This is a genomic window from Gardnerella vaginalis 1500E (assembly GCF_000263595.1).
GTDB lineage: Bacteria > Actinomycetota > Actinomycetes > Actinomycetales > Bifidobacteriaceae > Bifidobacterium > Bifidobacterium vaginale_E.
In genome coordinates this window covers 186,850-212,370 of record NZ_ADES01000014.1, presented here as the reverse complement: position 1 = coordinate 212,370, position 25,521 = coordinate 186,850, and the positions used below count along the sequence as shown (strand labels likewise).

Genomic DNA, 25,521 nt, shown 5'->3' with positions numbered 1-25,521 from the left:
GCAAGATTATCACGTTAAGCCAAAGTCTTGTTGACTATGCTAAAGCCTTGTCGACTACAGCAGTGGCTTCTTCAAGCACCTTGTCTAGTGCTTCTGGAGAAACGAAGGATTCTGCGTAAACCTTGTAAATATTTTCAGTACCAGATGGGCGAGCAGCGAACCAATTATTCTTGGTGGTAACCTTCAAGCCGCCAATCTTTGCACCGTTTCCAGGAGCTTCCGTAAGCTTTGCGGTAATGTCCTCGCCAGCAAGCTTGGTCGCTTCAACATCGTCACCACTCAAAGCTGCGAACTTCTGCTTCTGCTCGAGAGTGGTTGGGGTATCAACGCGCTTATACCAGCTTTCGCCAAAGCGAGCAACCTGATCCTGGTGAAGCTGAGCTGGGTTCTTGCCAGTCTTCGCAGTGATTTCCGCCGCGAGCAAGTCTGGAATCAAACCATCCTTATCGGTGGTCCAAACGCGACCATCCTTGCGCAAGAAGCTCATGCCGGAGCTTTCTTCGCCGCCGAAAGCAACTTCGCCGCTAAAGAGTGGGTCAACGAACCACTTAAAGCCAACTGGTACTTCCACAAGCTTTGCGTTAATAGAAGCAGCCACGCGGTCAATCAAGGAAGAAGACACAAGCGTTTTGCCAATTGCAGTATTCTTTGGCCAATCTGGGCGAGCGCCTCCGAACAAGTACTCAACGCATACTGCAATGTAGTGGTTCGGGTTCATAACGCCCCAGTTAGGGCACACAATTCCGTGGCGGTCGGCATCAGGGTCTGTGCCGCCAACCAAATCGTACTTATCCCAAGCGCCAGCGTTAAGCTGATCAACTAAGCCCTTCATTGCGTAAGGGGAGCTTGGATCCATACGAATCTTGCCATCGTGGTCAATAGTCATGAATCGCCAAGTTGGATCAACTTCTGGGCGCACAACGCCAATGTTCAGGCCGTACTTTTCGTTCATAAGTGGCCAGTAGTTTACGCTTGCGCCGCCGAGTGGGTCAATTCCCAAACGCACGCCGCTGGAACGAATCACGTCGAAGTCGATTACGTTTGCCAAGTCGCTTACGTAATGTTCGCGGTAATCGAAGCCTTCAACCAAATCAGACTTGATTGCTTCCTCGAAAGGCACGCGCTTTACGGACTTGTAGTTGTCGAGCAATTCGTTTGCGCGGTTTGCAATCGCATTAGTTACGTCTGCAGGTGCAGGGCCGCCGGTTACAGGATCGTACTTAAAACCACCGTCGGTTGGAGGATTGTGCGAAGGGGTGACTACGATGCCGTCAGCCAAGCCGTCGCCGCTAAAACGCTGAGTGCCGTCGGCTGCGCGATTATGAGTCAAAATAGCCTGAGAAACAACAGGAGTTGGCACGAAGTCGCCGCGAGAATCCACGCGAACGTGAACGCCGTTAGCAACCAAAACCTCAATAGCGGTTTTTTGAGCAGGCTCAGAAAGAGCGTGCGTATCGCGACCAATATAAAGAGGGCCAGTTACGCCAGCTTTCTTGCGATATTCAGCAATAGCTTGTGTAATAGCCACAATATGAGCTTCGTTAAACGAAGTTTTCAAAGCAGAACCACGGTGACCGGACGTGCCGAAAATCACGCGCTGTTCTGGAATGTTGGAATTTGGAACTTCATCATAGTAAGCGCCAACCAAAGCGTCGACGTCGACTAGATCTTCTGGGGTGGCGGGCATTCCCGCATTTTTTGCTACCATAATTTTTTATTTTGCCACGGCGCTTGTATTTTATATTTTCACACGCATTTTGGTTTCACATACGTGTGGATATTCGTGTGGTGAGATTTGAGATTTTTCGCACTGAGCGAGGCGAACGTCAGAGCCGAAGGCTGCTGATTCGCCGAGCGAAGAAGAAAAATCGAAAAATCTCTGCGATTAGCACGGTTATTAACGAATTAGCATGCAGAGTTTGGGGGATTTCTTTACGAGCACTAAAAGAGGACTGAGAAGCTACATTCTTTAAAGAAAGGCGAACACAATAAACGCCTTTAACAGCCAGAGCGCCCGAAGGACGGGACGTGCGAGGAGAGAAATCCCCCAAACTCGCGCCACAGTTACTTATCACTCACAGAAGCGCTAGTTTTTACGCTTGCTGGCACGCGCACGCACAGGGCTTGTTTGTCAACAGTGAAGCGCAAATGCTTTGTGTAACCCAAAATGTCGCCGTCCACCTGCACTGGAGCCGCTTTTTCTAACTGCACTTCCGCGCTAAATCCTTGCGTTTGGTCAATTCTGGAGCCTGCGGATAGCGACTCCTGCTGCAGGGCGTGACCGGTTACGGTTTGGTGTACTACTCCTCGGAATAAATTAGCCCAGCCGATTAATCCGCCTGAAGTGTCAATAATTTCAAAGTCGAGCACGCCGTCGTCGTAAGCGGCTTCTGGCATTAGCGAGAACATAGGAATTTGCCCGCAATTTCCTGCCATAAGGGTTCGGAAGGTGAGTCCTTTTAGCACGCTTTCGTCGCCGTTTGATCTTTGTAAGGTAACGGTTGCACGATACTTCGGCATAAACAAATGTTTAACTCCGGCCACAAAATAAGCAAGCCAACTAATATTTTTCTTTAGCTTCGGGTCTGTGTCGTCAATCATAAGCGCATCGAAACCAATTCCGGCAATAATCAAAAACGCGTGGCCATGGTCTTCATTCGGATTGTCCAGAATAGTTACTCGCCCAACATCAACCTGCCTGGACCCGTGCGAAGTAGCCACGCGCAACGCAGCTTCCACATCGTTTACAGGTATGCCCATGTTTCTTGCAAAAAGATTTCCGGTGCCAATAGGAATAATTCCCATCGCATGCCCTTTGCCGCTTACTGCGCTCGCAACTGTTCTAACTGTGCCGTCTCCGCCAACTGCCACAACAACGTTAGCTCCGTTGGAAAGTGCCTCTAAGGCGCACTCGCGTCCGTCTTTATCTAGCTGCGTGTCGATTATTTCGTAAGTTAGCTTGTGATCGTTGCAATAATTTTGAATACTTTCGCGGTAAGATTCTGCCTGCGGCTTTGAAGGATTTAAAATAAACGCGTAATGCACGGAGTCGCCGTGTCGTTTTGCGAGTTTTTTCGCTAAATGATGCCGTTTCATGGCGCGCGTAACAATCATGATGACGAATGGCGCAATAACTAGCGCAAAAACAATCACCATAAGTGCAATGGTTGCTTGAATAGGCATAATTGGCATACTCTCTATTCTTGCACATTATTTCTATTGCTACGATAAATTTTGCTTAATACTGTGAATATTTACGTTTTTTACACATTTGTGTTATTGGCTAAGACTATTATTAGGCACTATGTGTGAAGCTTTTAATAACGCAAATAATAAGTGCGATTCTTTTAAGGATTGCTCACTTTTTCAGTTGCACAATACGGTTTATAGAGATGTAAAAAATTCTGACGATTCAAACAATTCCAATATTGTTCCAATCGTTTTAATCCACGGTTTTCCGGTTGATCACCGCATGTGGGATGCTTGTGCAGATTCTTTGAACGCACAAATTGATGCCGCTCTTGAATCCGGCTTGTTAAAGCATGACGTTCCTATTTTTGCTCCGGATATGGTTGGTGCCGGCTTGAGCGAGACTCCAAAAGCCGAAAGCTCCGAGTTTAACGAGTCTGATTACGCTCACGCTCTCGACGCTCTTAGTGCATCTTATGTAAAACTTATTAACGATTTGGGCTTTAATCGCGCTGTGTGGGTTGGCCTTTCCATGGGCGGCTATGTGGCTTTGGATGTTCAGCGTCTTCTTCCTAAAGCTGTTGCCGGCATTGCTTTATGCGATACTCGAGCCTGCGTTGACGCTCCTCAAGCACGCGCTAAGCGTCTTGAAATTGCAGATGTTTGCGAGCGCGACCAAACGGTTGAGCCTGTTATGCATTTTGCTCACGCAACCGAAAAAGATTCTACGGTTAAACAGTCGCCTGAGTTTATTCATACTTTTGAAAATTGGATTCATGACCAGAAGCCTGAAGGTTTGGCATGGCGTCAGCGCATGGCTGCTTGCCGTCCAGATATGGAAGATCAGCTTCCTTTGATTACAGCTCCGGCTGCGGTTATTAGCGGCACTTTGGATCCTTCTAGTGCGCCTGAAATTATGCGACCAATGGCCGAGGCAATGACTTCTTCAAAGCATGTTGATTTTACGGTTATTGAAGATTGTGGACATTTCAGCGCTACTGAGCATCCGTATGAGGTTGCTTCTGCTTTGGTGACTTTATTGTCGGCAGTGCAGCGTTTGTAGAGCAATCTGTAATTTCGTGCGTCGCTAGTGATAAACTGTACGAGCGTGTTTTTGCGTACAATTATTGAGCAGAGGTTATTAATATGACTGATATGCAGCACAATCCTGAAGGCGAAGATTCCTTCAATCAAATGCCGGGTCATACGCCTGATGACGCAAGCGACGACACAGTTGCTTTTGCGCAAGTCGAGCAGAATCAGGTAGATAATCAATCTGCCGATAATGATGAAAAAACTCTTGCCGAAAATCTTGGTGAAGTTGCAGACGAATACGAAGATCAGGATTCTTTCGACAGCGGTCTTTCTGTACAAGAAATACTTATTAACAATTCTGCAGATTCTACAGAAACAGACACTTTTAAGGCTGTAACGCCTGATTCTAAATCTACGCCCGAAAATGGCGGCAGCAGAAATAGTAAAGATGGCAAGCGAGGCGGTCGTGGCGCTAACGGAGCGAAGGCAGGCTCAGCCAATCACGGCAATCGTTCTGCGCTCGCATTGCTTTATTCTCTTCTAGTTTTTGTTATTTTGATAGCTGTGGCATTCTTTGCGCTACAGTGGTATTTCCACGATCGCGTATCTCCAGGCGTTAATTTTGGCGATGTTTCTGTTGCGCGTAATCTTACGGGTTATAAAGAGGATTCCGTAAAGCGCGTTGTAAGTGATGCCGTGGATGCTTCTTCTTTGGTTATTAAGGACGACCGTGGAAACAGTATTACTGCGGATTTGGGTGAGCTTGGTGTAAAAATCAATCAGCCAAATACTGTGCGAGCAATTATGCAAGCTAAGCATGATAATTTATTCACTCGCATTATGCCTTGGATTCAGCAGTCTGTTAGTTTGCAAGCTAAGGTTGATCATTCTGCAATGGATTCGTATGTGCTTACTAGGTTTGTTCGCGAGCGTGATCGTGCCGTTCCTTACAGCGCAAAATTCGACAAGAATTCCGAGTCTTACGTTGTAGAAGATGGTATTCCTGGCCGCACTATTGAAACTTTGTCCGTGCGCGAAGCGGTGAAAAAAATACTGGCTCATCCTGGTAAAAGCTTAAAAGTTTCAGTTACTTCTCGCAAAACTCAAGCTCCTATTAAGCGCGATGCTGCACAGAAACTTGTTGACGAATTAAATAAGTTGCTGTCGAAAAAAATTACGTTTAATAATGGCGACGGAAAAGATTTTACTGTTCCTAAAACAGTTCTTGCTTCCTGGATTACTGTAAAAGCTGATACTACGCGTCGTAAGCTTTCCTACACTATTGATACAGATAAAGCAGACGATTTCTTGTCTCAGGCACTTCCTAAAGAGCTTAATCAGCAGAAGGTTAATCAGGAAGACGCAATTAATAAAGACGGAAAGTTTATTTTCACAACCATGAAGGGTTCTAATGGTGTTGAAATCACTTATGCAAAAACTGCTGCAGAAAAAGCAGTCGATGCTTTGCGTAAGGGAAATGATTTTAAGCTGACTCTTCCTGCAAAAATCACTAAGTTTACGGTTGAGAAAAAGCTTGTAGAAATGCGCATTGTTGTTGATAAGTCAACTCAGACTGCGTCTGTTTATAGAAACGACGAGCTTGTGAAGACTTTCCCTGTTTGCACCGGTAGGACTGGCGCGGATGATTCAACTCCTGGCACGTTCTTCATCTACTTGCGTTACGCTTCTCAAGATATGCGCGGTCGAAATGGCGATGGTTCTTCTTACTTCTCGCCTAATGTGCGCTGGGTTAGCTATTATCACGCTGGAGAAGGATTCCACACTGCTTCTTGGAATTATGATGGTATTGCTACTGGCGATGCTGCGAATCACGGTTCTCACGGATGTATCAACATGTACGAGCAGGATGCGCGTTGGATTTATGAGAATTGCCCGCGCGGCACGATTGTTCAGATTGTAGGAACTACTCCGGATGGTCCTGTGCGCGAGAAATGAGCGTATGAGCATGTATGATGAAGGTTCTGAGGATGAAACTGTCTCATTCGATGAGAATGTAGCTACTTCTGCAGCGCCCTCAAAGCCTGCTGTTGTGCAAAAACCGGAAGCGCTGTTAAAACCGGCAGCGCAATCGAAACCGGCAGCACCTTCGTCATCTCGTCGAATTAGCAGCGCCCCAATTCCTGTACACGTTACAGCCACACTTTTTGACACACCGTCTGAAGACGAAAAAATCAGCAATAAACCTTGGTTTGTGCGCGTAGTAAGACGTGTTATTACGTCTTGTGTTGGAATATGGATGCGATTTGCATCTCGCATTGCTCGCCGGTCAGGATGGTATCCAAGCGTAGAGCCGTATATTGGCTATGGAACACATCGCTATGCTCGCTTAATTTGCCGCACAGTATATGCTCCAAAGCGCGGACACCGTTCAGTATTAAAGCGCGGTATTTACGCAATGCTTGTGATTCCAGCCGTCCGTGTTCGTGTTGCGCTATCAATAGACAATATTCCTGTAGAAACCGCGCAAGTCGGTGATTCTGAAGTTTATGACAAGCCGGAAGAGGCTCGTGGCGGTAGTGCTGAATATTGTATTTCTGATCGCGCAGGCTACTTGGATTTGATCACAGAACGCGCGCTTTTGCCGGGTCGTCATGTTGTTTCTTACACGCTTGAAAATCGTGAGCCGGTTAAAGCAAGCTTGTTTGCTATTGATGACAACGTGCCAATCGGAATTATTTCCGACGTTGACGACACTATTATGGTCACTCAAGCGCCTTCTCCAATTCGTGCCGCGTACAATCTGCTTATTATGAATCCGGCGCATCGTTCGCCTGTTGCTGGAATGTCGGAGTTTTTCCAGTCGCTGTCTAGTTTGCGTAACGATATTCCATTTTTCTATCTTTCTACTTCTCCTTGGAATGTTGAGGCTTCAATTCGTCACTTTATTGAGCGCGAAAAGTTTCCTGAAGGCCCTCTTTTGCTACGAGATTTAGATCCGCGTCCTAAGACTTTTATTCCAAACGGTCCGCAGCATAAGTTGGAGTTTGCCACCCAGCTTATGGATGATTTTCCAGGTATGCGTTTTGTTCTTATTGGCGACGACGGCCAAAAAGATCCAAGCACTTATGCGAATATTATTCGTCAGAATCCTGGCCGAGTGCTCGCTGTTGGTATTCGTCAGCTTCATAAGCGAGATACCGTAGACAATTTTCGACGTAAATTATCTCGCGACTTTGCGGTTGCTCTTAGTGCTTCTCGTCGCGCTTATATTTTTGCAGATGAAAGTATTCCAGAAATTCCTACAACGGAACTTGAAAAACTTGACGATAATATAAATGTTGTAGAAGCAAAAGGTGCTGCTGGAACATTGCAAGGAGTGCCATTTTTTGCAGCGCCTACAGGTCAAGGATTGTCTAAAGTAATGCTTCCGTTTATAAAAGAGGCTATTAAAAGCAGAGTAAGGTAAAAAATATTTATGAGCGAAAAGATTTGTGAAACAAGCTGTAAAACAACTTCCCAAACAGTCTTTGAAAAACCTGCAGAAGCTAAGCGAATACCCTCAAAGCGCGAATTTCATGGCGATACTTATATTGACGACTACGCTTGGATGAAAAATCGTAGCAGCAGCGAGCTTCTTGAATATATAAATTCTCAAAATGCGTACACTGCTAAGCGTGTTAAGCATTTAGAAAACTTGCGTTCTACCTTATTTAATGAATTGCGCTCTAGAGTTCAAGAAACAGACATGTCTGTTCCTGTGCGAATGAATAATTACTGGTATTACGTTCGTACGCAAGAAGGAAAACAGTACGCTATTCAATGCCGTATGAAAGTTAGCGATGAAGCTAATTGGAATCCGCCTACTATAGATGAGTCCGCTGAGGCGGGCGTAACTGTAGGTGAAGAAATACTTTTTGATGCAAACAAAGAAGCAGAGCTTGCTGGAAGTAAATTCTTCCGGCTTGGAGGAATGGATTTAAGCTCCGACGGCTCCCGCATGCTTTACGGAGTTGATACTCAAGGTGACGAACGTTTTAGCTATTTTATGCGCGATTTTTCTTCCAGCACATGTTCTTGGTCGCCTTTGGAAGAGTCTTGGGAGAATCTTTCTTCTGCTTCACTTTCTCCGGATGGAAAATGGGTGTTTTATGTAAAAATAGACAGCGCATGGCGTCCTTACCAGGTTTGGCGGCACCGCGTTGGAACACCAACAAGCAGCGACGTAAAAGTGTTTGAAGAAAAAGACGAGCGCTTTTTTGTTGACGTTTACGAAAGCTTTGACGAACGCTACATGATGATTAGTAGCAGCTCTAAAACAACCTCTCGTGTGCTTATGCTTCCGCTAAGTACGCCTGAAGGTGATTTTCGCATGGTGATTGAGCCGTCTGAAGGCGTTGAATACGACATTTCCTTCGCATGTTTTGAAGGCGCTGGTAAAAATGGTGAGGATATTCCGGTTGCTATTGTTTGCCACAATGCTAAAAATCCTAATTTTGAGATTGATGTTATTGATATGCGAAATCTTCCAAGTGCAGATGCGAACGCAGATGCAAGCGCAGTCTCATCTAAAATTGCGACTTATAAACTAGGCGATGGCGTTTGTGTTGCTTCCGGTTCTCCTTACGGCTGTGAAAACGGAGATTTGTGGGAAGCTTCTGCCAGAAAAAAGCCTATTTGTCAGCCTTATAATTCCGAACAAAATCCTGAAATATTGCGAAACTCAGTCGGCTTAAGTATAAGCGGATTGTCAATGTATAAAAATTATGTTGCGTTGGCGTATAGAGCTCAAGGATTGCCACATCTGGCTGTAGTTAGCAAAAAGCGCGCTGTAGAAGACTTTTTAAGCGGAAAGCCGTGGCGTTTTTACGAAGTTCAGCCTCAAATTGTTTTAGATCACGAATCTACTTGCGTTAATGTTCAAAACGTAAGTATTTCGCGTATTAATAATTTGCAATCTTGTATAACTAATCAAGCTAAATCTTCTTCTCGTGAATGTCTTTGCAAAATATCTAAAGAAGAAATCAACAATAATCGCTTGTTTAGTATTTCTATGACTGGTAATCCTTCTTATGAAGCTCCTCGCATGCGTTACGCTTTTGGAAGTTACGCAACTTTAGGTCAGCTTCGTGAGCTTGATCCTTCGAGCGGCGAAGACGTGTTGCTTAAGCGCGGGAAGATTCTTGGCGAGTTTGACGAACATAATTACGCCGAAAAACGCATATGGATTACTGCTAGGGATGGCGAGCGTGTGCCGGTGTCTATTGTTTGGCGTCCGGATAAAATTTCGCAAAACGAATCAATGTTTATTACAGGATACGGCGCGTACGAAGTAAGTTCTGACCCTAGTTTTTCTGTTGGACGCTTGAGTTTGCTAGATCGCGGAGTGCTGTATGCTCAAGTGCATGTGCGCGGCGGCGGTGAAATGGGTCGCGCGTGGTATGAGCAGGGTAGGCGCGTTAATAAAAAGCACACTTTTGAAGATTTTGTTGATGCAACGCGCGCATTGCAGAATGCTGGTTTTGCTTCTGCTTGCCATACTGTTGCAAATGGCGGTTCTGCAGGCGGCTTGCTTATGGGTGCTATAGCAAATATGGCTCCGGAATGTTATGCGGGAATTGAAGCGGATGTGCCGTTTGTTGACGCACTTACTTCTATGCTTGATTCTTCTTTGCCGCTTACTGTAACCGAGTGGGATGAGTGGGGAAATCCGCTTAATAATGCTGAAGATTACGCTTATATGAAGTCGTATACTCCTTACGAAAACGTGCCTTGTGCTGGTAGTGAAGATGGGCGCAAAAAATTAGCTGATTTCCCGAAAATCTTAATCACATCGTCTATTCACGATACTCGCGTACTTGTTACTGAACCTATGAAATGGCTTGCGAAATTGCAGGCTTCTGGGGTGGATGCTATTGCGCGTGTTGAAACTGACGGCGGCCACGGCGGTACTTCGGGCAGGTATAGGCAGTGGCAGGAGCTTGCGTATGAAAACGCTTGGTGTCTTGGTGCTATGGGCATAAGCGAATAGTCTAAAACGACCGAAACTGCGCAGCTGTGAGTAGTTTATGTCGCCTACGTGCCAGCATCCGTGATATTATAGTTCGAAGTGATGTTCGTTTACACGCATACGTTTACGTTCATCTGTATACGTAGGTAACTCAAAGGCGATATATCTACTTTGCTTGAGAAGGGTAAAGCAATGGTGATAAGCAAAACTAGTGCAGTGATCACAAATAGTGATAGATTGTCGCTGCAACATACTGCATTGTTTAAGCAAGTTCCTGCGGATCAAATGAAGGAACTTTTGGTGCATCTTCAGGAGTCGATTTTTAACAAAGGTGAGTCGATTTTTAATGAGGGTGATACTGATCATAGAATGTACCTTCTTGAGCGCGGTCGCGTAAAATTAGTGCGTCATTCTAACGATAATCGCGTGCAATTGCTTAGTATTCATACTTCTGGTGAAATTTTGGGCGAAATTCCTGTTTTTGATCCAAAGGGAGGTCCTCGTACCGCTTCAGCAATCACCATTACAAGCAAAACAAAAGTTTTGTGGCTGGAAAACGATATTTTATTCGCTTGGCTAAATAATCATCCTCGAGTTGCTGTAGATATGCTGCAAGTTTTGGCTGCGAGAATGAGAGCTAATAATGAGAGAATTTCAGATTTAGTTTTTATGGATGTTCCAGCTCGTTTGGCAAAAACTCTGTTAAATTTGGCATCCAGATTTGGTGAGCCAATGAGTGACGGTTTACTTGTGCCGCATGATTTAACTCAGGAGGAATTAGCTCAGTTGGTTGGTTCTTCTAGGGAAACTGTGAACAAGGCGCTTATGGATTTTGCAAATCGCGGGTGGATTATGCGAAAAGGACGTTCGATTATTATTTATAAGCCGGGAATGTTAATTCGAAGAGCAGAGCGCTGATTATTCAAGTAGAGGCAAACCTTTAGAATAGTACGCATGCCGAAAAAGAATTCACTTACTGCTCGTCGTGTGCTAGCACTGTTTCTTACCTACATCACTTTGTGTGTTGCAGGTGGTGTTGCTGCAAGTATTATGTTCGTTCCTGGTGTTATGAGTGTGAATAGCGTGGTGAAAACAGTTGTTCCTTCACTTCGCGTTGATGGCATTGATTTTGACGTAACTGCTTTGCCACAAAAATCGCGACTTTATGCAGCTGATGGCAAAACAATTATCGCAACATTTTATGCGCAAAATCGCACTGTTGTGCCGCTTAGACGTATTTCGCAATATATGCAGCAGGCAATGGTTGCTCGTGAAGATAGGCGATTCTTTGAGCATTCTGGCGTTGATGTTCAAGGCGTTATGCGCGCGTTTGTGAAAACATTCGTTAAAAAGTCAGATATGCAAGGTGGCTCTTCTTTAACCCAGCAGTATGTGAAAAATGTGCTTATGATTAAAGCGCGCGAAAACAACGATCCTTTGGCGGAATATCACGCTTCTGAAGGTACGATTGCGCGTAAGCTTCGCGAAATGCTCATAGCAATTCAAATGGAAAAAAAGTATTCAAAACTTGAGATTTTGCAAGGCTATCTTAATATTGCGCAATTTGGTAGCAATAATATTTACGGTGTAGAAACTGCGGCTCACCGTTACTTTAATACGAGCGCAGCAAAGCTTAATCTTGTGCAGGCTGCAACTATTGCCGCAATCACAAAAAATCCTTCTCATTACGATCCGTCTATTGAAGAAAATCAGCCAGAAGCGCAAAAGCAGCGCAATATTGTGCTTGATTTAATGCTTCGTCAAGGTTTTATAAATAAGAAGGAGCATGATTCTGCCGTAGCAATCCCTCTAAAAAATACTCTTAATGTGCAGCGAGAAGTGTCTAAGATTGGTTGCCAGGCTGCAGGTGACGCCGCATTCTTCTGCGATTACGTAACCAAACGAATTTTGCATTCTCGCGAATTTGGAAAGACGGCTGCTGCGCGAGAAAAGCTTCTTACTGAAGGTGGTCTCGATATTTACACCACTATGGATTTGCGCGCAAGTAAGGCTGCAATGAAAGCTGCTCGTGACACGATTCCAGTAAACGATAAAAGCGGTTTTGAAGTTTCGATTGCTGCTATTAAGCCTGGAACTGGTGAAGTTTTGGCCTTTGGTAGCAATCGTATTTATGACGCGTCCGACGCTGCTAGGTCTGATCCAACTCATACTGCTCTTAACTACGCTGTTGACGAGCGAGATGGCGGTGGTCTCGGCTGGCAGATTGGTTCTACTTGGAAGCCTATTAATATGGTTGCGTGGATGCTTGCTGGAAAGTCAATCAACCAGCCTCTTCGCACGACTATTCGATACAATAATTCTGATTTTAACTGCAATAAGTTCCGCGGATTCGGCTCATGGTTTGTGCAAAACTCCGGCGGTGGCACTGTTAGCCCAGAAACGCCTTTGCAAGGTCTTGTTCGTTCTCACAATACTACGCAGGCATCTATGGCTCAGCAAATTAAGCTGTGTTCTATTGCAGACGCGGCTAAAATTCTTGGATACCATAACTCGCCTCTTGGTCAGGAAAGTGTGTATTCGGCCAATTCTTTGAACCCGCCAATGACCATTGGTTCTGTGCAGGCTTCGCCTTTGACTGTTGCTAATGTGTATGCAACTTTGGGTGCAGATGGTGTTGCTTGCGATCCGATTGCTATTAAGCGAGTTATTGATAAGAATGGTAAGCGTTTAAGAGTTCCTAGTGCGCATTGCCATCAGGCTATTCCAAAGGGTATTGCACAAACTGCCGCATACGCACTTAATCAGGGTGTTGTTCAGCCTGGTGGTGAGGCTTCAACAACTCAGCTTGACGGCGGACGTAAAACCTTCGCAAAAACTGGTACTAACGAACAGTACTACATGACAACAGCAGGATTTGTGCCGTATCAGGTTGCTTCGTTTGTTGCCGTCGGCAATGCTGAATCGCAGAAAAGCTTCAACGGCATGACTATTAACGGCCGCACGATGGCAGCTTGGTATGGTATGTATATTGCAACGCCTGCGTGGAAGCAGTTTATGAACGACTATTTGAAGGCTGCTAATATTCCTGTTGATAACGATTACGGAAAGCCTGATCCAAAGTACACTGCTGGAGCTTCCTCAAAGCAAGACTCGCTTTATACGAAGCCTTCGCAAACTGAGCAGGAGAAGCGAGATGAAGACGCTCGTCGTCAGGCCGCTAACGAACAGCAGGAAGAGGCTAATAAGCAGCTGCAGACACAGGATCAGTATGGAACTGCTCGTCGTGATGACTACAGCACTTCCACAGGAGATGAGTATTAAGTTTTAGATGATTAAACAGCGTAGGCGGCATAAATTACTCAACGTTGCTCTGTTTTGGTCGGAATTACGTAAGAAAACGACATAAACTACTCATGATTGAGTTGTTTTGGTCGGAATTACGTAAGAAAACGACATAAACTACTCATGATTGAGTAGTTTATGTCACTTTTAGTCTAAATCTGCTCCAACAGCGTCGGAAACATGCTCGAATCCGTCGCGCTTCAAAAGATCCGCAAGTCCGCGCTTTAGCGTCGTAATCTGCTGCGGTCCTCTGTACATAAGCGACGTAATAAACATAACCAAATCCGCACCAGCGCGAATCTTCTCGTATGCTTGCTTTGGTGTAAATACGCCGCCAATTCCAGCAATAGCAAAACGATTGCCAAAAGCCTTACGCGTGCGACTAATAAGTTCGTTGCTTGCACTGTAGGTAGGGCCTCCGGAAAGTGCGCCTTGCCAATCTGCTGGAACGTCAAGTCCGGAGCGGTTCTTCTGCAAGTTCGCAATACTTACGCCATCAACCTTATGCTCTGCAAGAACGTCTAGAAGTGACTTAAACTGCTCCCATCCTCCCGGCAAATTAAGCGGCATCTTAACAAGAGTTGGCTGCGGTCGCTTAATAGTATCAAGATCGCTAAAAAGCTTATCCAGCGCTTCCGGCTGACTAAATGGTTCACCTACGCGAGTATTTGGGCAGGAAATATTCACCTCAATAATCGAGCTGCGTCCAGCCGCGCGCTCCATAGAAATGTGATAATCTTCAATGCCTTCGTTTAAGTCGCCAACTAAATCGTCGTTTGTGCGAGCAATTGAAATAGACATATTCATTGATTTAGCTTTAGTCCACGCTTTTTCTGCGCGCGCAACAACCGCTTCGCTGCCGTCGTTTGCCAAACCTGCGTGCACCAAAATAGAGTCGTATTGCGGAAGACGATGATACCAAGGCTTCTGATTTCCTTCGCAAGGGCGGCTTGTAGTTGAGCCAACTGTTTCAAAACCAAAGCCGGCATTGTCTAGAACGGTTGCCATTTGGCAGTTTTTATCTAATCCAGCGCTTAAGCCGAACGGGTTCGCAAAATCTAATCCCATAACATTAGTTTCAAGAACTGGATCCGTGTAGTTAAGCATTGTGCGAAGAAGCCACATAAGTCCCGGCGTGTTTTCGCTGAATTTGCAGAAGTCAATCATGCGTTCGTGAGCTTCATCAGGTGGAATGTTGAACACAAAATGAGGCTTTATTACATGCTTGTAGGAGAAAGTGAAAAGATCAGTCGTGGCTTTATTGACGACATTGTGCAATGAATTTTCAGAAACGTAATGCATATCTATATACTAGTGCATTATTTGTGCGTTTGCCACCCGAATGCGCGTTCGTTTTTGTGCGATTTATTACAAAAATAAGATTTGTACGCGGGTAAATGTGCGTTCTTTTCGTTTTTACACCCCAAAACGCTCAATCGCGTTTGTTTTTTGCGTATACTTGTGCGATAATGTTCGTATGATTTCTTCGCAGCGTCAACATTTGATTTTAAGCCGTCTTCGTACTCGCGGTGCAGTTCGCATTACCGCGCTGTCTAAAGAGCTGAACGTTTCTGCAATGACAGTTCGCAGGGATATTGCCGAGCTTTCCGATCGCGGTCTTTTAAAGCGTGTTCACGGCGGCGCTGTAACAACCAACACTTTGCTTTCCGAGCCACTGTTTTCTGTAAAGTCGCAAATGGACATTGGTTTGAAGGATGCTATTGCGCGCTTGGCTGTGGACTACGTTTCTCCGGGAGATGTTATTGCTATTGGCGGCGGCACAACAGCTTACGTGTTTGCGCAGCATTTGCTGGAGTCGCGTAGGGCTTCCGGAATTACGATTTTGACTAATTCGATTCCTGTTGCCGAGCTTGTGCAGGCGTTGGAGTCCAAGGATGTTGAGGTTATTGTAACCGGCGGCGTGATTACGCGCTCCAACTCGCTGGTTGGCCCGATTGCAGACAAAGTTGTGGCTTCTCTTCGCGTGAATACCGTGTTTCTTGGCACGCACTCGGTGTCTCTTCCTCGCGGATTCCTTATGCCGAACTCTTTGGAAGCGGCTACAGATATGGCTTTAATGGATATTGCTGACCGCACTATTATTTTGACGGATCACACTAAGTGGAGCTGCACGTCGCTTTCGCTATTTGCGCGTTTTGATCAGGTTGATACTGTTATTACCGACGATGGTTTGGACGCTGATTCGCAGCTTCGTACGCGCGAGCTTGTTAAGGATTTGGTTTTGGCGCCTGTTGGTGACGATCGCGAGATTCTTAATTCTGCTGCAGATGCTGCGGATTTTGATTTAGCACATAATTCTGCAGACGAAAACTGATGCGAAGTTTTGCGCGAAGCTGGAATACGTTTTTTGCTTAACTCACGCCTAGCGCACGTTTACAAAAAGCGGCTCGCTATGCAATCCCGCAACGCGCTTATGCTCAACTCTAAGAACATAAGTTCCGCGATTCACCTTCGGCAAATCCTCGTCTGCAGTGCAGCCTTTTCCTGCATTCGTATTGGTATTCCAGGTAATCTTCTTTTCAAAATGATCGCCCTTAGCCATAAGAAGCGGTTTCAAAGCAGTATCGCAAGTGTCTGAACGCCACACTGCGTTAGATAAGTAGCTGCTGCTATTTGCGTCTTTCGCGTCTTTTGAATCTTTAGTATTTTTGCCGCTTTTTACTTCTTTGTTATCTTTGCCATCTTTACTATCTTTTGCATCATCATTCGCCTTACTAACAGCATCGCTACTGTTTACAGACAGCACAGAATTCATATCGGAAGCATCAATAAGACACGAAGTATTTCCCTCATAAACAAAACGCTCAGTAAGCTCAACGCTTCCGCCCATAGGAACGTTTTGAGATTTCACAGAAAGTTCAATATTAATATCGCGCGCAGTGCATCGGGGAGTGAGACCAACCGGGCGCGGATCAGGCACGGATTTTCTAGAAACATCAACTTCATGCCCTGTAATCGCTCCGCCAACTGCAGCAAGTCCCTTACCTAAGCTAATAACGCAAAATATTGCCAGCGACACAATCAAAAAAAGCACTACACACACAAAAACGCGTCTGCGAAAATACATTTTTTGCTGCGACGTGCTCATTTTTTTGCCGGATTTACGCAATTTACTGCGATTAAATATGGCGCTCGCTTTGCGCTGCACCTGTCGCTTTATTTTGCGCTGTATTCCGGATGGTGTGAACATATTATCCATTGTAATGCATAGTTTGATGTGCTTACTTGCCGCCGGCGAAACCGAGCTGCCTCCACGCTTCATACACTGCAATAGAAGCGCAATTCGTAAGATTTAAGCTACGAAGCGAAGGTCGCATTGGAAGACGAACCTGCTCTGCCACATGCGGGCCTGCCATAACATCCATCGGATCCGGAATATCTCCAGGCTCTGGTCCAAAAAGCAGAATATCGTTCGGCTTGTACTCAATATCAGTGTAAAGTTTCGTAGCATTTGCTGTAAAAGCAATAATTCGCGAATTAGGCATCGACTCAACTAAATTCTCAAAATTAGGATGCAAAACAACGTGAGCCATATCGTGATAATCCAAGCCTGCGCGACGCAGTTTAGTATCGTGCAAATTAAAACCAAGCGGCTCAACCAAGTGCAAAATCGTGCCAGTTACAGCGCAAAGACGAATCGCAGAACCAGTATTGCCTGGAATACGAGGGGAGTAGAAGCAAAGATGAGGAGTGTGCGTTTCTGCGCGCGCGGCATCGTCTGCGCTGAGCATGGCGTCCATAACGCTAATCGGATTTCCATGAGCGTCGGTTACAAGCTCGTCCGGACCGTAGTTTGACTTGCGGTAGCCGTACTCGTACATTTGCTCTACGCGACTTGCGGCGGCTTTGTGCGATTCGATTTGCGATGCGGCTTGTTCTTCGGTTTTTGCCGCTGCTTCTTGCGTATTCTCGCTGTTATCCATTCTATTCCTTAGCTTTTAAGTATTCCTTACGTAACTTCGTAATCGTAACGTATTTAGTTTACTCGCAACTTGCACATTATGTTTTATTGTTTTGGGAAACATTTGCCGTGTAGTTTTCTCGCGTTTGGAGGGTTTGGGGTTGCGTATCGCTCCAAACGCGCGCAACTTTTCCGGCGTTTGTTGTCGGTTTTTATTGGCGTGGTGATAGCTGCGAAAAGTCTGGAGCTTTCGCTAGAATAGACAGTCTGTGTAAGGTGTGTCATATAGCGGGCATGCTCATGGAACCGAAGAAGGCGCCCGCGAATCAAAATATGCTTAAATAAGCACCAAATTTGCCGCGATTTTCTTCAGTTTTCAAATATTGATATTAACTAGCGAGTGATAAAGGAACGTCCATTGGCTGCTGAACAAGCTATGACGAGCACCACGAAAGTCATCGCACGTGCTGACGAGCATGATATTAAACTGCACAAAGCGTCAGATCGTGTGAATTTTGGCTCCATTTGTGAGCCTATTGATGTGCCATACCTCCTCGGCGTGCAAACCGACAGCTTTGATTGGTTGATCGGCTCTGAGCGCTGGAAGAAGCGCGTCGCTGAAGACGAGGCAAACGGAACTCACACCGTGCCTCATGTTTCCGGTCTTGACGAAGTCTTCCAGGAGATTTCCCCAATCGAGAACTTTGCTGAGACAATGAGCCTCACATTCTCCGACCCATACTTTGAAGAGCCACGCCACACTGTGCTCGAGTGCAAGGAAAAGGATTACACCTATTCTGCTCCACTTTATGTGAACGCTGAGTTTGAAAACGGCGAAACTGGCGAAATTAAGAGCCAGACTGTTTTCATGGGTGATTTCCCACTTCAAACTCCTCACGGCACCTTCATTATTGGCGGAACCGAGCGAGTAATCGTTTCTCAGCTTGTGCGCTCCCCAGGCGTGTACTTCGACCGTGCGCAAGATCGCACTTCCGACAAGGATGTTTTCGGTGCGAAGATTATTCCAAGCCGAGGCGCATGGTTGGAATTTGAGATCGACAAGCGCGACGTTTTAGGCGTTCGCGTAGACCGCAAGCGTAAGCAGTCCGCAATCGTATTCCTTATGGCAATCGGCATGACGAAAGACGAAATTGCCGAAGCTTTCCAAGGATATCCTCTTGTTTTGGATGCGCTCGCAAAAGAGCCTATCGATACGCAAGACGATGCACTTACCGACTTGTATCGTAAGATTCGCCCGGCTGACACTGCAACTCCAGAAGCTGGCCGCAATCTTCTCGATTCCTTCTACTTCAACACAAAGCGTTACGATTTGGCTCGCGTTGGTCGCTATAAGATCAACCGCAAGCTTGGTCTCGAAGCAGACTACAGTGATCGCAGCTTGAACCGCGAAGATATTATCGCCACTATCAAGTATTTGGTAACCTTACACGCAGGCGAAAAAACCTTCCCAGGTAAGCGCGACGGTCAAGACGTGCAGTTGCGCGTTGACGTTGACGATATTGATCATTTCGGCAACCGTCGTATTCGTCAGGTTGGCGAGCTTGTGCAGAATCAGCTTCGTACCGGCTTAAGCCGCATGGAGCGCGTTGTGCGCGAACGTATGACAACTCAGGATGCGGAAGCAATTACTCCACAGTCCTTGATTAACATTCGCCCAGTAAACGCAACTATTAAGGAATTCTTCGGAACTTCCCAGCTCAGCCAGTTTATGGATCAAAACAATCCATTGGCAGGCGTTACGAACAAGCGTCGTCTTTCCGCACTCGGCCCTGGTGGTCTTTCTCGCGATCGCGCTTCCATGGAAGTTCGAGACGTGCACCCATCCCACTTCGGACGTATGTGCCCAATCGAATCCCCAGAAGGTCCAAACATCGGTCTTATCGGTTCTTTGGCAACCTTCGGACGCATCAACCCATTCGGCTTCATCGAAACCCCATACCGCAAGGTTGTGAATGGTCACGTAACTAACGAAGTCGAATACATGACTGCAGACCGTGAAGCTGAGCACGTTATTGCTCAAGCAAACCAGGAACTCGACGAAAACGGCAACTTCGTTGGCACTCAGGCACTTGCCCGCGTGGACGAAGAAGAAGCAGTCGATGTGCCTGTAAGCACTGTAGACTACATGGACGTTTCCCCACGCCAGATGGTTTCCCTCGGCGCTTCCTTGATTCCATTCTTGGAGCACGACGAAGGCCACCGTGCTTTGATGGGTACGAACATGCAGCGTCAGGCTGTGCCGCTTATTAAGTCCGAGCGACCACTTGTTGGTACCGGCTCTGAATGGCGTGCAGCAGTTGATTCTGGCGACGTAATCTTGGCAGAAAAGCCAGGTGTTGTAACCTACGTTTCTGCAGATATTATTCGCGTTATGAACGACGATGGAACTCAGTCCAGCTACAAGCTTTCTAAGTTCCAGCGTTCTAACCAGACTACTTGCTACAACCAGGTGCCACTTATTAAAGATGGCGAGCGTGTTGAAGCTGGTACTGTTTTGGCAGATGGTCCTGCAACCGAAAAGGGTGAACTTGCATTGGGTAAGAATTTGCTCGTTGCATTCATGCCTTGGAATGGTTACAACTACGAGGATGCTGTGATTATTTCCCAGCGTCTTGTGCAAGACGATACGCTTTCTTCTATTCATATTGAAGAATACGAAATCGATGCTCGCGAAACCAAGCTTGGTTCCGAAGAGATTACTCGCGATCTTCCAAACGTTGGCGAAGATGCGATTGCAAATCTTGACGAGCGCGGCATTATTCGCATCGGTGCTGAAGTTGAAGCCGGCGACATTTTGGTTGGTAAGGTAACTCCTAAGGGTGAAACCGAGCTTACTCCAGAAGAGCGTTTGCTTCGTGCAATCTTCGGCGAAAAGAGCCGCGAAGTGCGCGATACTTCTTTGCGCGTGCCACACGGCGAAACCGGTACTGTGATTGCAGTTAAGGAAATCACTCGTGAAGACGCTGAAGACGACGGCGACGAGCTTCCAAACGGCGTGAACCAAATGATTCGCGTCTACATCGCTCAGCATCGTAAGATTACGCAAGGCGATAAGCTTTCCGGCCGCCACGGCAACAAGGGTGTTATTTCCCGCATTTTGCCAGAAGAAGATATGCCATTCTTGGCTGATGGTACTCCAGTTGACATCATGCTTAACCCGTTGGGCGTGCCTTCTCGAATGAACTTGGGCCAGGTGCTCGAGCTTCACTTGGGTTGGATTGCTCACGCTGGCTGGGATATTAACTTGGATCCAGATCTTGAGGCTGCTTGGAAGAAGTACGTGCCGCAGGGCGCTGAGCATGGCGATCCATGCACTCCAGTTGCAACCCCAGTATTCGACGGCGTTCGCCCAGAAACTTTGAAGGGCTTGCTTTCTACAACGCTCGCAAATCGCGATGGTGAAAAGCTTGTTGGTTCTGACGGCAAAGCAACTTTGTTCGACGGTCGCACTGGCGAGCCATTCCCGAAGCCAATTTCTGTGGGCTACATGTACATTTTGAAGCTGCATCACTTGGTTGATGATAAGATTCACGCTCGTTCCACTGGTCCTTACTCCATGATTACCCAGCAGCCGTTGGGTGGTAAGGCTCAGTTCGGCGGCCAGCGCTTCGGCGAAATGGAAGTGTGGGCGCTCGAGGCTTACGGTGCTGCTTACACATTGCACGAAATGATGACCACGAAGTCTGATGACGTCGACGGTCGCGTGCGAGTGTATGGCGCTATTGTTAAGGGCGATAACCTCCCACCAGCAGGCATTCCTGAATCCTTCAAGGTGTTGCTTAAGGAAATGCAGTCGCTTTCCCTTAATGTTGAAGTGTTGAACGCTGAAGGCGTTGCAATCGACATGAAGGATGAAGAGGACGACCCAGTTTCATCTTCCGACGATCTTGGCTTCAATATTGGCGCTCGACCAGATTCGTCCGCCAAGGAAGACCAGATTGCTGTTGAACCTGAATACCAGTGATTCGGTAACCGATTCGGTAACGAACACACTTTAAGAAATTAAGAAACATTAGAAAACAATTTCATGAGACAGGACGATAAGAGTGCTGGACGTCAACGCATTTGACAAACTGAGGATTGGACTGGCCACCGCCGAAGATATCCGTAGCTGGAGCCACGGCGAAGTAAAGAAGCCAGAAACCATTAATTACCGTACCCTAAAGCCAGAGAAGGACGGTCTGTTCGGTGAGCAGATCTTCGGTCCAACTCGCGACTGGGAGTGCGCGTGCGGCAAGTATAAGCGCGTGCGCTTTAAGGGAATCGTGTGCGAGCGATGCGGCGTGGAAGTTACCCGCAGCCGCGTTCGCCGCGAACGCATGGGTCATATTGAGCTTGCAGCTCCGGTAACACACATTTGGTTCTTCAAAGGTGTGCCAAGCCGTTTGGGCTACTTGCTCGACATTGCACCTAAGGATCTTGAAAAAGTAATCTACTTCGCAGCCTACATGGTTACGAAAGTCGACGAAGAGCAGCGTCACCAAGATCTTCCAGATTTGCAAGACGAATTCGATACCGAAATCGGCAATCTTCGCAAGCGTCGCGATAACGAAATCGAAGCGCGCGCTAAGAAAGTTGAAGAAGACTTGCACGAGCTGGAAGAATCTGGCGAAGGTAAGGGTGCTGCAAAATCTAAGTTGCGCGCCAGTGCAGAGCGCGAAATGTCTGCTATTCGTACTCGCTATGATGAGCAGATTCAGCGTTTGAACGCAGTATTTGACCGATTCAAGGGCTTGCGTGCCGGAGACATGGAAGGCGACGTTGACTTGTGGCGCGAGATGGAAGATCGCTACGGCGACTACTTCGAAGGCTGCATGGGTGCTGAAGCTATTAAGAAGCGTTTGCAGGACTTCGATTTGAAGTCTGCCGCAGAAGAGCTTCGCGCAGAAATTGACAACGGAACCGGTCAGCGCAAGGCTCGCGCTTTGAAGCGACTGAAGGTTGTAAACGCATTCTTGACTACTGGAAACAAGCCAGAAGCTATGGTTTTGGACGTAATTCCAGTAATCCCACCAGATTTGCGACCAATGGTTCAGCTCGATGGTGGTCGTTTCGCAACTTCCGATTTGAACGATTTGTACCGTCGCGTAATCAACCGTAACAACCGTTTGAAGCGACTTATTGAGCTTGGCGCGCCTGAAATCATGCTTAATAACGAAAAGCGCATGCTTCAGGAAGCAGTAGACTCGCTCTTCGACAATGGTCGCCGCGGACGTCCAGTAACCGGCGCATCCAACCGACCATTAAAGTCGCTTTCAGACATGCTTAAGGGTAAGCAAGGCCGATTCCGCCAGAACTTGCTCGGTAAGCGTGTTGATTATTCCGGCCGTTCCGTAATCGTCGTTGGTCCAAGCCTTCGCATGCATCAGTGCGGTTTGCCGAAGCCAATGGCGTTGGAGCTTTTCAAGCCGTTCGTTATTAAGCGTTTGGTAGATCAGGGCTTCGCTCAGAATATGAAGAGCGCAAAGCGTTTGGTTGACCGCGGCGACTCCGAAGTTTGGGGCGTGCTCGAGGAAGTTATTTCCGAGCATCCTGTGCTTCTTAACCGCGCACCTACACTTCACCGTTTGGGTATTCAAGCATTCGAGCCAATTTTGGTTGAAGGTAAAGCAATCCACCTGCCACCACTTGCCTGCGCAGCATTCAACGCAGACTTCGATGGTGACCAGATGGCAGTGCATCTTCCGCTTTCTGCAGAAGCTCAGGCTGAAGCGCGCACTTTGATGATGGCTTCCGACAATATCTTGAAGCCAGCAGACGGTCACACCGTTACAATGCCTTCTCAGGATATGATTTTGGGTCTTTACTACTTGTCTACCGTAATTGAGGGAGCCAAGGGTCAAGGTCGAGTCTTCTCCTCGCTTGCTGAAGCTGAAATGGCTCTCGACAAGCATGAGATTGACATGCAAGCTAAGGTGCTGATTCGCGTTCCTTCAGACTTCGTATTGCCAAAGAATTGGGAGCCTTCCGAGCTTAAGGTTGTTGATCCTGAGCCAGGCAGCCCAGACGTTGTGCGCGAAGAGCGTTTTAAGGACGGAACTGTACTGTTTGCAACTTCTTGCGGACGCATTTTGTTCAACGGAACTTTGCCAGTCGACTATCCGTTCGTAAACGAGCAGGTGCCGAAGGGCGTACTTTCTAAGATCGTCGACGAAATCGCAACCCGCTATTCTACAGCTCAAGTTGCTGCAACACTCGACGCTTTGAAGGATCTCGGCTTTACTCGTGCTCCTTGGTCTGGCGTAACAATGGCATTCTCCGACATTGTGCTTCCTCCAAATCGCGAGCAAATTGCGCAAGATTACGAGGATCAGGCTGCAAAAATCAACTCCCAGTACGATATGGGTCTTCTTACTGACGAAGAGCGTCGTCAAGAGTTGATCAACTTGTGGACTGAATGCACCGACAAGGTTGCAGACGCAATGCGCGAAAACTTCCACGACGACAACAACGTGAACATCATGGTTCAGTCAGGCGCACGTGGTAACTGGATGCAGATTCGCCAGATTGCTGGTATGCGAGGCCTCGTGGCAAACCCTAAGGGTGAGATTATTCCTCGACCTGTTAAGTCAAACTACCGCGATGGTCTGTCCGTGTTGGAGTACTTCATCTCCCAGCACGGCGCTCGTAAGGGTCTGGCAGATACTGCACTTCGTACGGCAGAATCTGGCTACTTGACTCGTCGTCTTGTGGACGTTTCGCAGGAAGTAATCGTGCGTGAAGAAGATTGCGGCACTAAGCGCGGTCTTATGATGAAAATTGCTGATCGCGACGAAAACGGCAATTTGACGCTTGTTAAGGCTGCTGACGGTGGTCCATACTCGCGCTTGCTTGCTGCAGATGTTCTCGATCCTGCCGACGGCACAACAGTTTTGGCAAAGTGTGGAGATGCGCTTTCTATGGACGTTTTGCGTGATTTGGTTGCGCATGGCGTTGAGGAAGTTAAGGCGCGTTCTGTGCTTACTTGCGAATCTAAGCGCGGCGTTTGCGCAAAGTGCTACGGCTGGTCCTTGGCTACGAGCCGACTCGTGGATGTTGGCGAGGCTGTTGGTATTGTGGCAGCACAGTCCATTGGTGAGCCTGGTACGCAGCTTACGCTTCGTTCCTTCCACTCTGGTGGTGTTGCTTCGGCTTCCGATATTACGCAGGGTCTTCCTCGTGTTACGGAGCTTTTCGAGGCTCGTACTCCTAAGGGCGAGGCTCCAATCGCTGAGTTCCCAGGCGTTGTGAAGGTTGAGGATACCGACCACGGCCGTCAGGTGACTTTGACTCCAGACGACACAACTGTTGACCCAATCGTTTACCCTGTGACGCGTCGTGCGCCAATGCTTGTAAAGGATGGCGAGCATGTTGACGTTGGTACGCAGCTGATTGAAGGTTCTGTGGATCCTAAGAAGATTCTTCGAATCCTTGGTCCGCGTGCGGCTCAGGTGAACATTGTGGAAGAAGTTCACAACGTTTACCGTTCTCAGGGCGTTGATATTCACGACAAGCACATTGAGGTTATTGTGCACCAGATGCTTCGCCGTATTACGGTGATTGATTCTGGTGACACTGAGCTTCTTCCTGGTGAGCTTGTGGATCAGGCGAAGTTCCGCGAGGCAAACTTGGCTGCTGTTAAGAACGGTGGCAAGCCTGCTGCTGGTCGACCAGAGCTTATGGGTATTACCAAGGCTTCGTTGGCTACGGATTCTTGGCTTTCTGCAGCATCCTTCCAGGAGACTACGCGCGTGCTTACTGAGGCCGCCTTGAGCCAGAAGGAAGATGATCTTAAGGGCTTGAAGGAGAACGTTATTATCGGTAAGCTCATCCCAGCTGGCACCGGTTTGGCGCGTTATCGCAACGCTAACGTGGAGCCGGATCCTCAGGTGCGTGACTCCATTTACCCTAACTTCGGTTTGGGTGGTGCTGACGGTACGCCATCGAACTTCGGTGAAAGCGATATGGCGGATGTTGACTTCTCCAACATTGATTTCGGCGATATGAAGCTCGGCGATGACTTTAATCCAGATGACTTCCTTGATGATCAGGGTGGTCAGGGTGATTACGGCGACGAAGCTGAGTGATTTCGCTAATCTGATAT

General features: G+C 47.1%; 14 protein-coding genes. 9 read left to right on the top strand and 5 right to left on the bottom strand.

The window, feature by feature from the left end; all coding sequences use genetic code 11:
- Nucleotides 1–34 precede the first annotated feature (34 nt).
- Nucleotides 35–1,708, bottom strand: coding sequence for a phosphoglucomutase (alpha-D-glucose-1,6-bisphosphate-dependent) (gene pgm, locus CGSMWGV1500E_RS01430; RefSeq protein ID WP_004121470.1), 1,674 nt, complete (start codon nucleotides 1,706–1,708; stop codon nucleotides 35–37).
- Nucleotides 1,709–2,064: 356 nt separating this feature from the next.
- Nucleotides 2,065–3,192 (bottom strand): diacylglycerol/lipid kinase family protein, encoded by a 1,128-nt coding sequence (locus CGSMWGV1500E_RS01435; RefSeq protein ID WP_004128979.1) that lies wholly within the window; start codon nucleotides 3,190–3,192, stop codon nucleotides 2,065–2,067.
- A 112-nt stretch (nucleotides 3,193–3,304) separates the two neighbouring features.
- Here CGSMWGV1500E_RS01435 and CGSMWGV1500E_RS01440 point away from each other — a divergent pair, with 112 nt between their 5' ends.
- The 6 genes from CGSMWGV1500E_RS01440 to CGSMWGV1500E_RS01465 all read left to right on the top strand — a co-directional run bounded on the left by CGSMWGV1500E_RS01440 (nucleotide 3,305) and on the right by CGSMWGV1500E_RS01465 (nucleotide 13,474).
- Nucleotides 3,305–4,252: an alpha/beta fold hydrolase gene (locus CGSMWGV1500E_RS01440; RefSeq protein ID WP_004128977.1), complete on the top strand. Its 948-nt coding sequence runs from the start codon at nucleotides 3,305–3,307 to the stop codon at nucleotides 4,250–4,252.
- An 83-nt stretch (nucleotides 4,253–4,335) separates the two neighbouring features.
- Nucleotides 4,336–6,180, top strand: coding sequence for a L,D-transpeptidase (locus CGSMWGV1500E_RS01445; RefSeq protein WP_004128975.1), 1,845 nt, complete (start codon nucleotides 4,336–4,338; stop codon nucleotides 6,178–6,180).
- Between the two features lie 10 nt (nucleotides 6,181–6,190).
- On the top strand, nucleotides 6,191–7,651 hold the full coding sequence (locus CGSMWGV1500E_RS01450) for an App1 family protein (protein WP_004128973.1): 1,461 nt from the start codon (nucleotides 6,191–6,193) through the stop codon (nucleotides 7,649–7,651).
- 9 nt (nucleotides 7,652–7,660) lie between these two features.
- Nucleotides 7,661–10,213 (top strand): S9 family peptidase, encoded by a 2,553-nt coding sequence (locus CGSMWGV1500E_RS01455; RefSeq protein ID WP_004128971.1) that lies wholly within the window; start codon nucleotides 7,661–7,663, stop codon nucleotides 10,211–10,213.
- A gap of 171 nt (nucleotides 10,214–10,384) precedes the next feature.
- Entirely contained in the window at nucleotides 10,385–11,110 is a 726-nt protein-coding gene (locus tag CGSMWGV1500E_RS01460) for a Crp/Fnr family transcriptional regulator (RefSeq protein WP_004128969.1), read from the top strand.
- A gap of 36 nt (nucleotides 11,111–11,146) precedes the next feature.
- Nucleotides 11,147–13,474 carry a transglycosylase domain-containing protein gene (locus tag CGSMWGV1500E_RS01465; protein WP_004128967.1) on the top strand — a complete coding sequence of 776 codons (2,328 nt, stop codon included), beginning with the start codon at nucleotides 11,147–11,149 and terminating at the stop codon, nucleotides 13,472–13,474.
- A gap of 168 nt (nucleotides 13,475–13,642) precedes the next feature.
- Here the strand turns inward: CGSMWGV1500E_RS01465 and CGSMWGV1500E_RS01470 are convergent, their stop codons facing one another.
- On the bottom strand, nucleotides 13,643–14,797 hold the full coding sequence (locus tag CGSMWGV1500E_RS01470) for a quinone-dependent dihydroorotate dehydrogenase (RefSeq protein ID WP_004128965.1): 1,155 nt from the start codon (nucleotides 14,795–14,797) through the stop codon (nucleotides 13,643–13,645).
- Nucleotides 14,798–14,972: 175 nt separating this feature from the next.
- Here CGSMWGV1500E_RS01470 and CGSMWGV1500E_RS01475 point away from each other — a divergent pair, with 175 nt between their 5' ends.
- Entirely contained in the window at nucleotides 14,973–15,830 is an 858-nt protein-coding gene (locus CGSMWGV1500E_RS01475; protein ID WP_032843628.1) for a DeoR/GlpR family DNA-binding transcription regulator, read from the top strand.
- Nucleotides 15,831–15,878: 48 nt separating this feature from the next.
- On the opposite strand, the gene CGSMWGV1500E_RS01480 is transcribed toward CGSMWGV1500E_RS01475, so the two are convergent.
- A complete protein-coding gene (locus tag CGSMWGV1500E_RS01480) occupies nucleotides 15,879–16,706 on the bottom strand; it encodes a hypothetical protein (RefSeq protein WP_004128962.1) in 828 nt (275 codons plus the stop codon).
- Nucleotides 16,707–16,737: 31 nt separating this feature from the next.
- Nucleotides 16,738–17,439: a tRNA (cytidine(34)-2'-O)-methyltransferase gene (locus tag CGSMWGV1500E_RS0106150; RefSeq protein WP_004128961.1), complete on the bottom strand. Its 702-nt coding sequence runs from the start codon at nucleotides 17,437–17,439 to the stop codon at nucleotides 16,738–16,740.
- A 414-nt stretch (nucleotides 17,440–17,853) separates the two neighbouring features.
- Between CGSMWGV1500E_RS0106150 and rpoB the strand changes: the two genes are divergently transcribed.
- Together rpoB and CGSMWGV1500E_RS01490 are read left to right on the top strand one after the other, a co-directional pair.
- Nucleotides 17,854–21,402, top strand: a complete 3,549-nt coding sequence (rpoB, locus tag CGSMWGV1500E_RS01485; protein WP_032841565.1) for a DNA-directed RNA polymerase subunit beta — start codon at nucleotides 17,854–17,856, stop codon at nucleotides 21,400–21,402.
- A gap of 82 nt (nucleotides 21,403–21,484) precedes the next feature.
- On the top strand, nucleotides 21,485–25,504 hold the full coding sequence (locus tag CGSMWGV1500E_RS01490) for a DNA-directed RNA polymerase subunit beta' (protein ID WP_004128956.1): 4,020 nt from the start codon (nucleotides 21,485–21,487) through the stop codon (nucleotides 25,502–25,504).
- The last annotated feature ends 17 nt before the right edge of the window (nucleotides 25,505–25,521 follow it).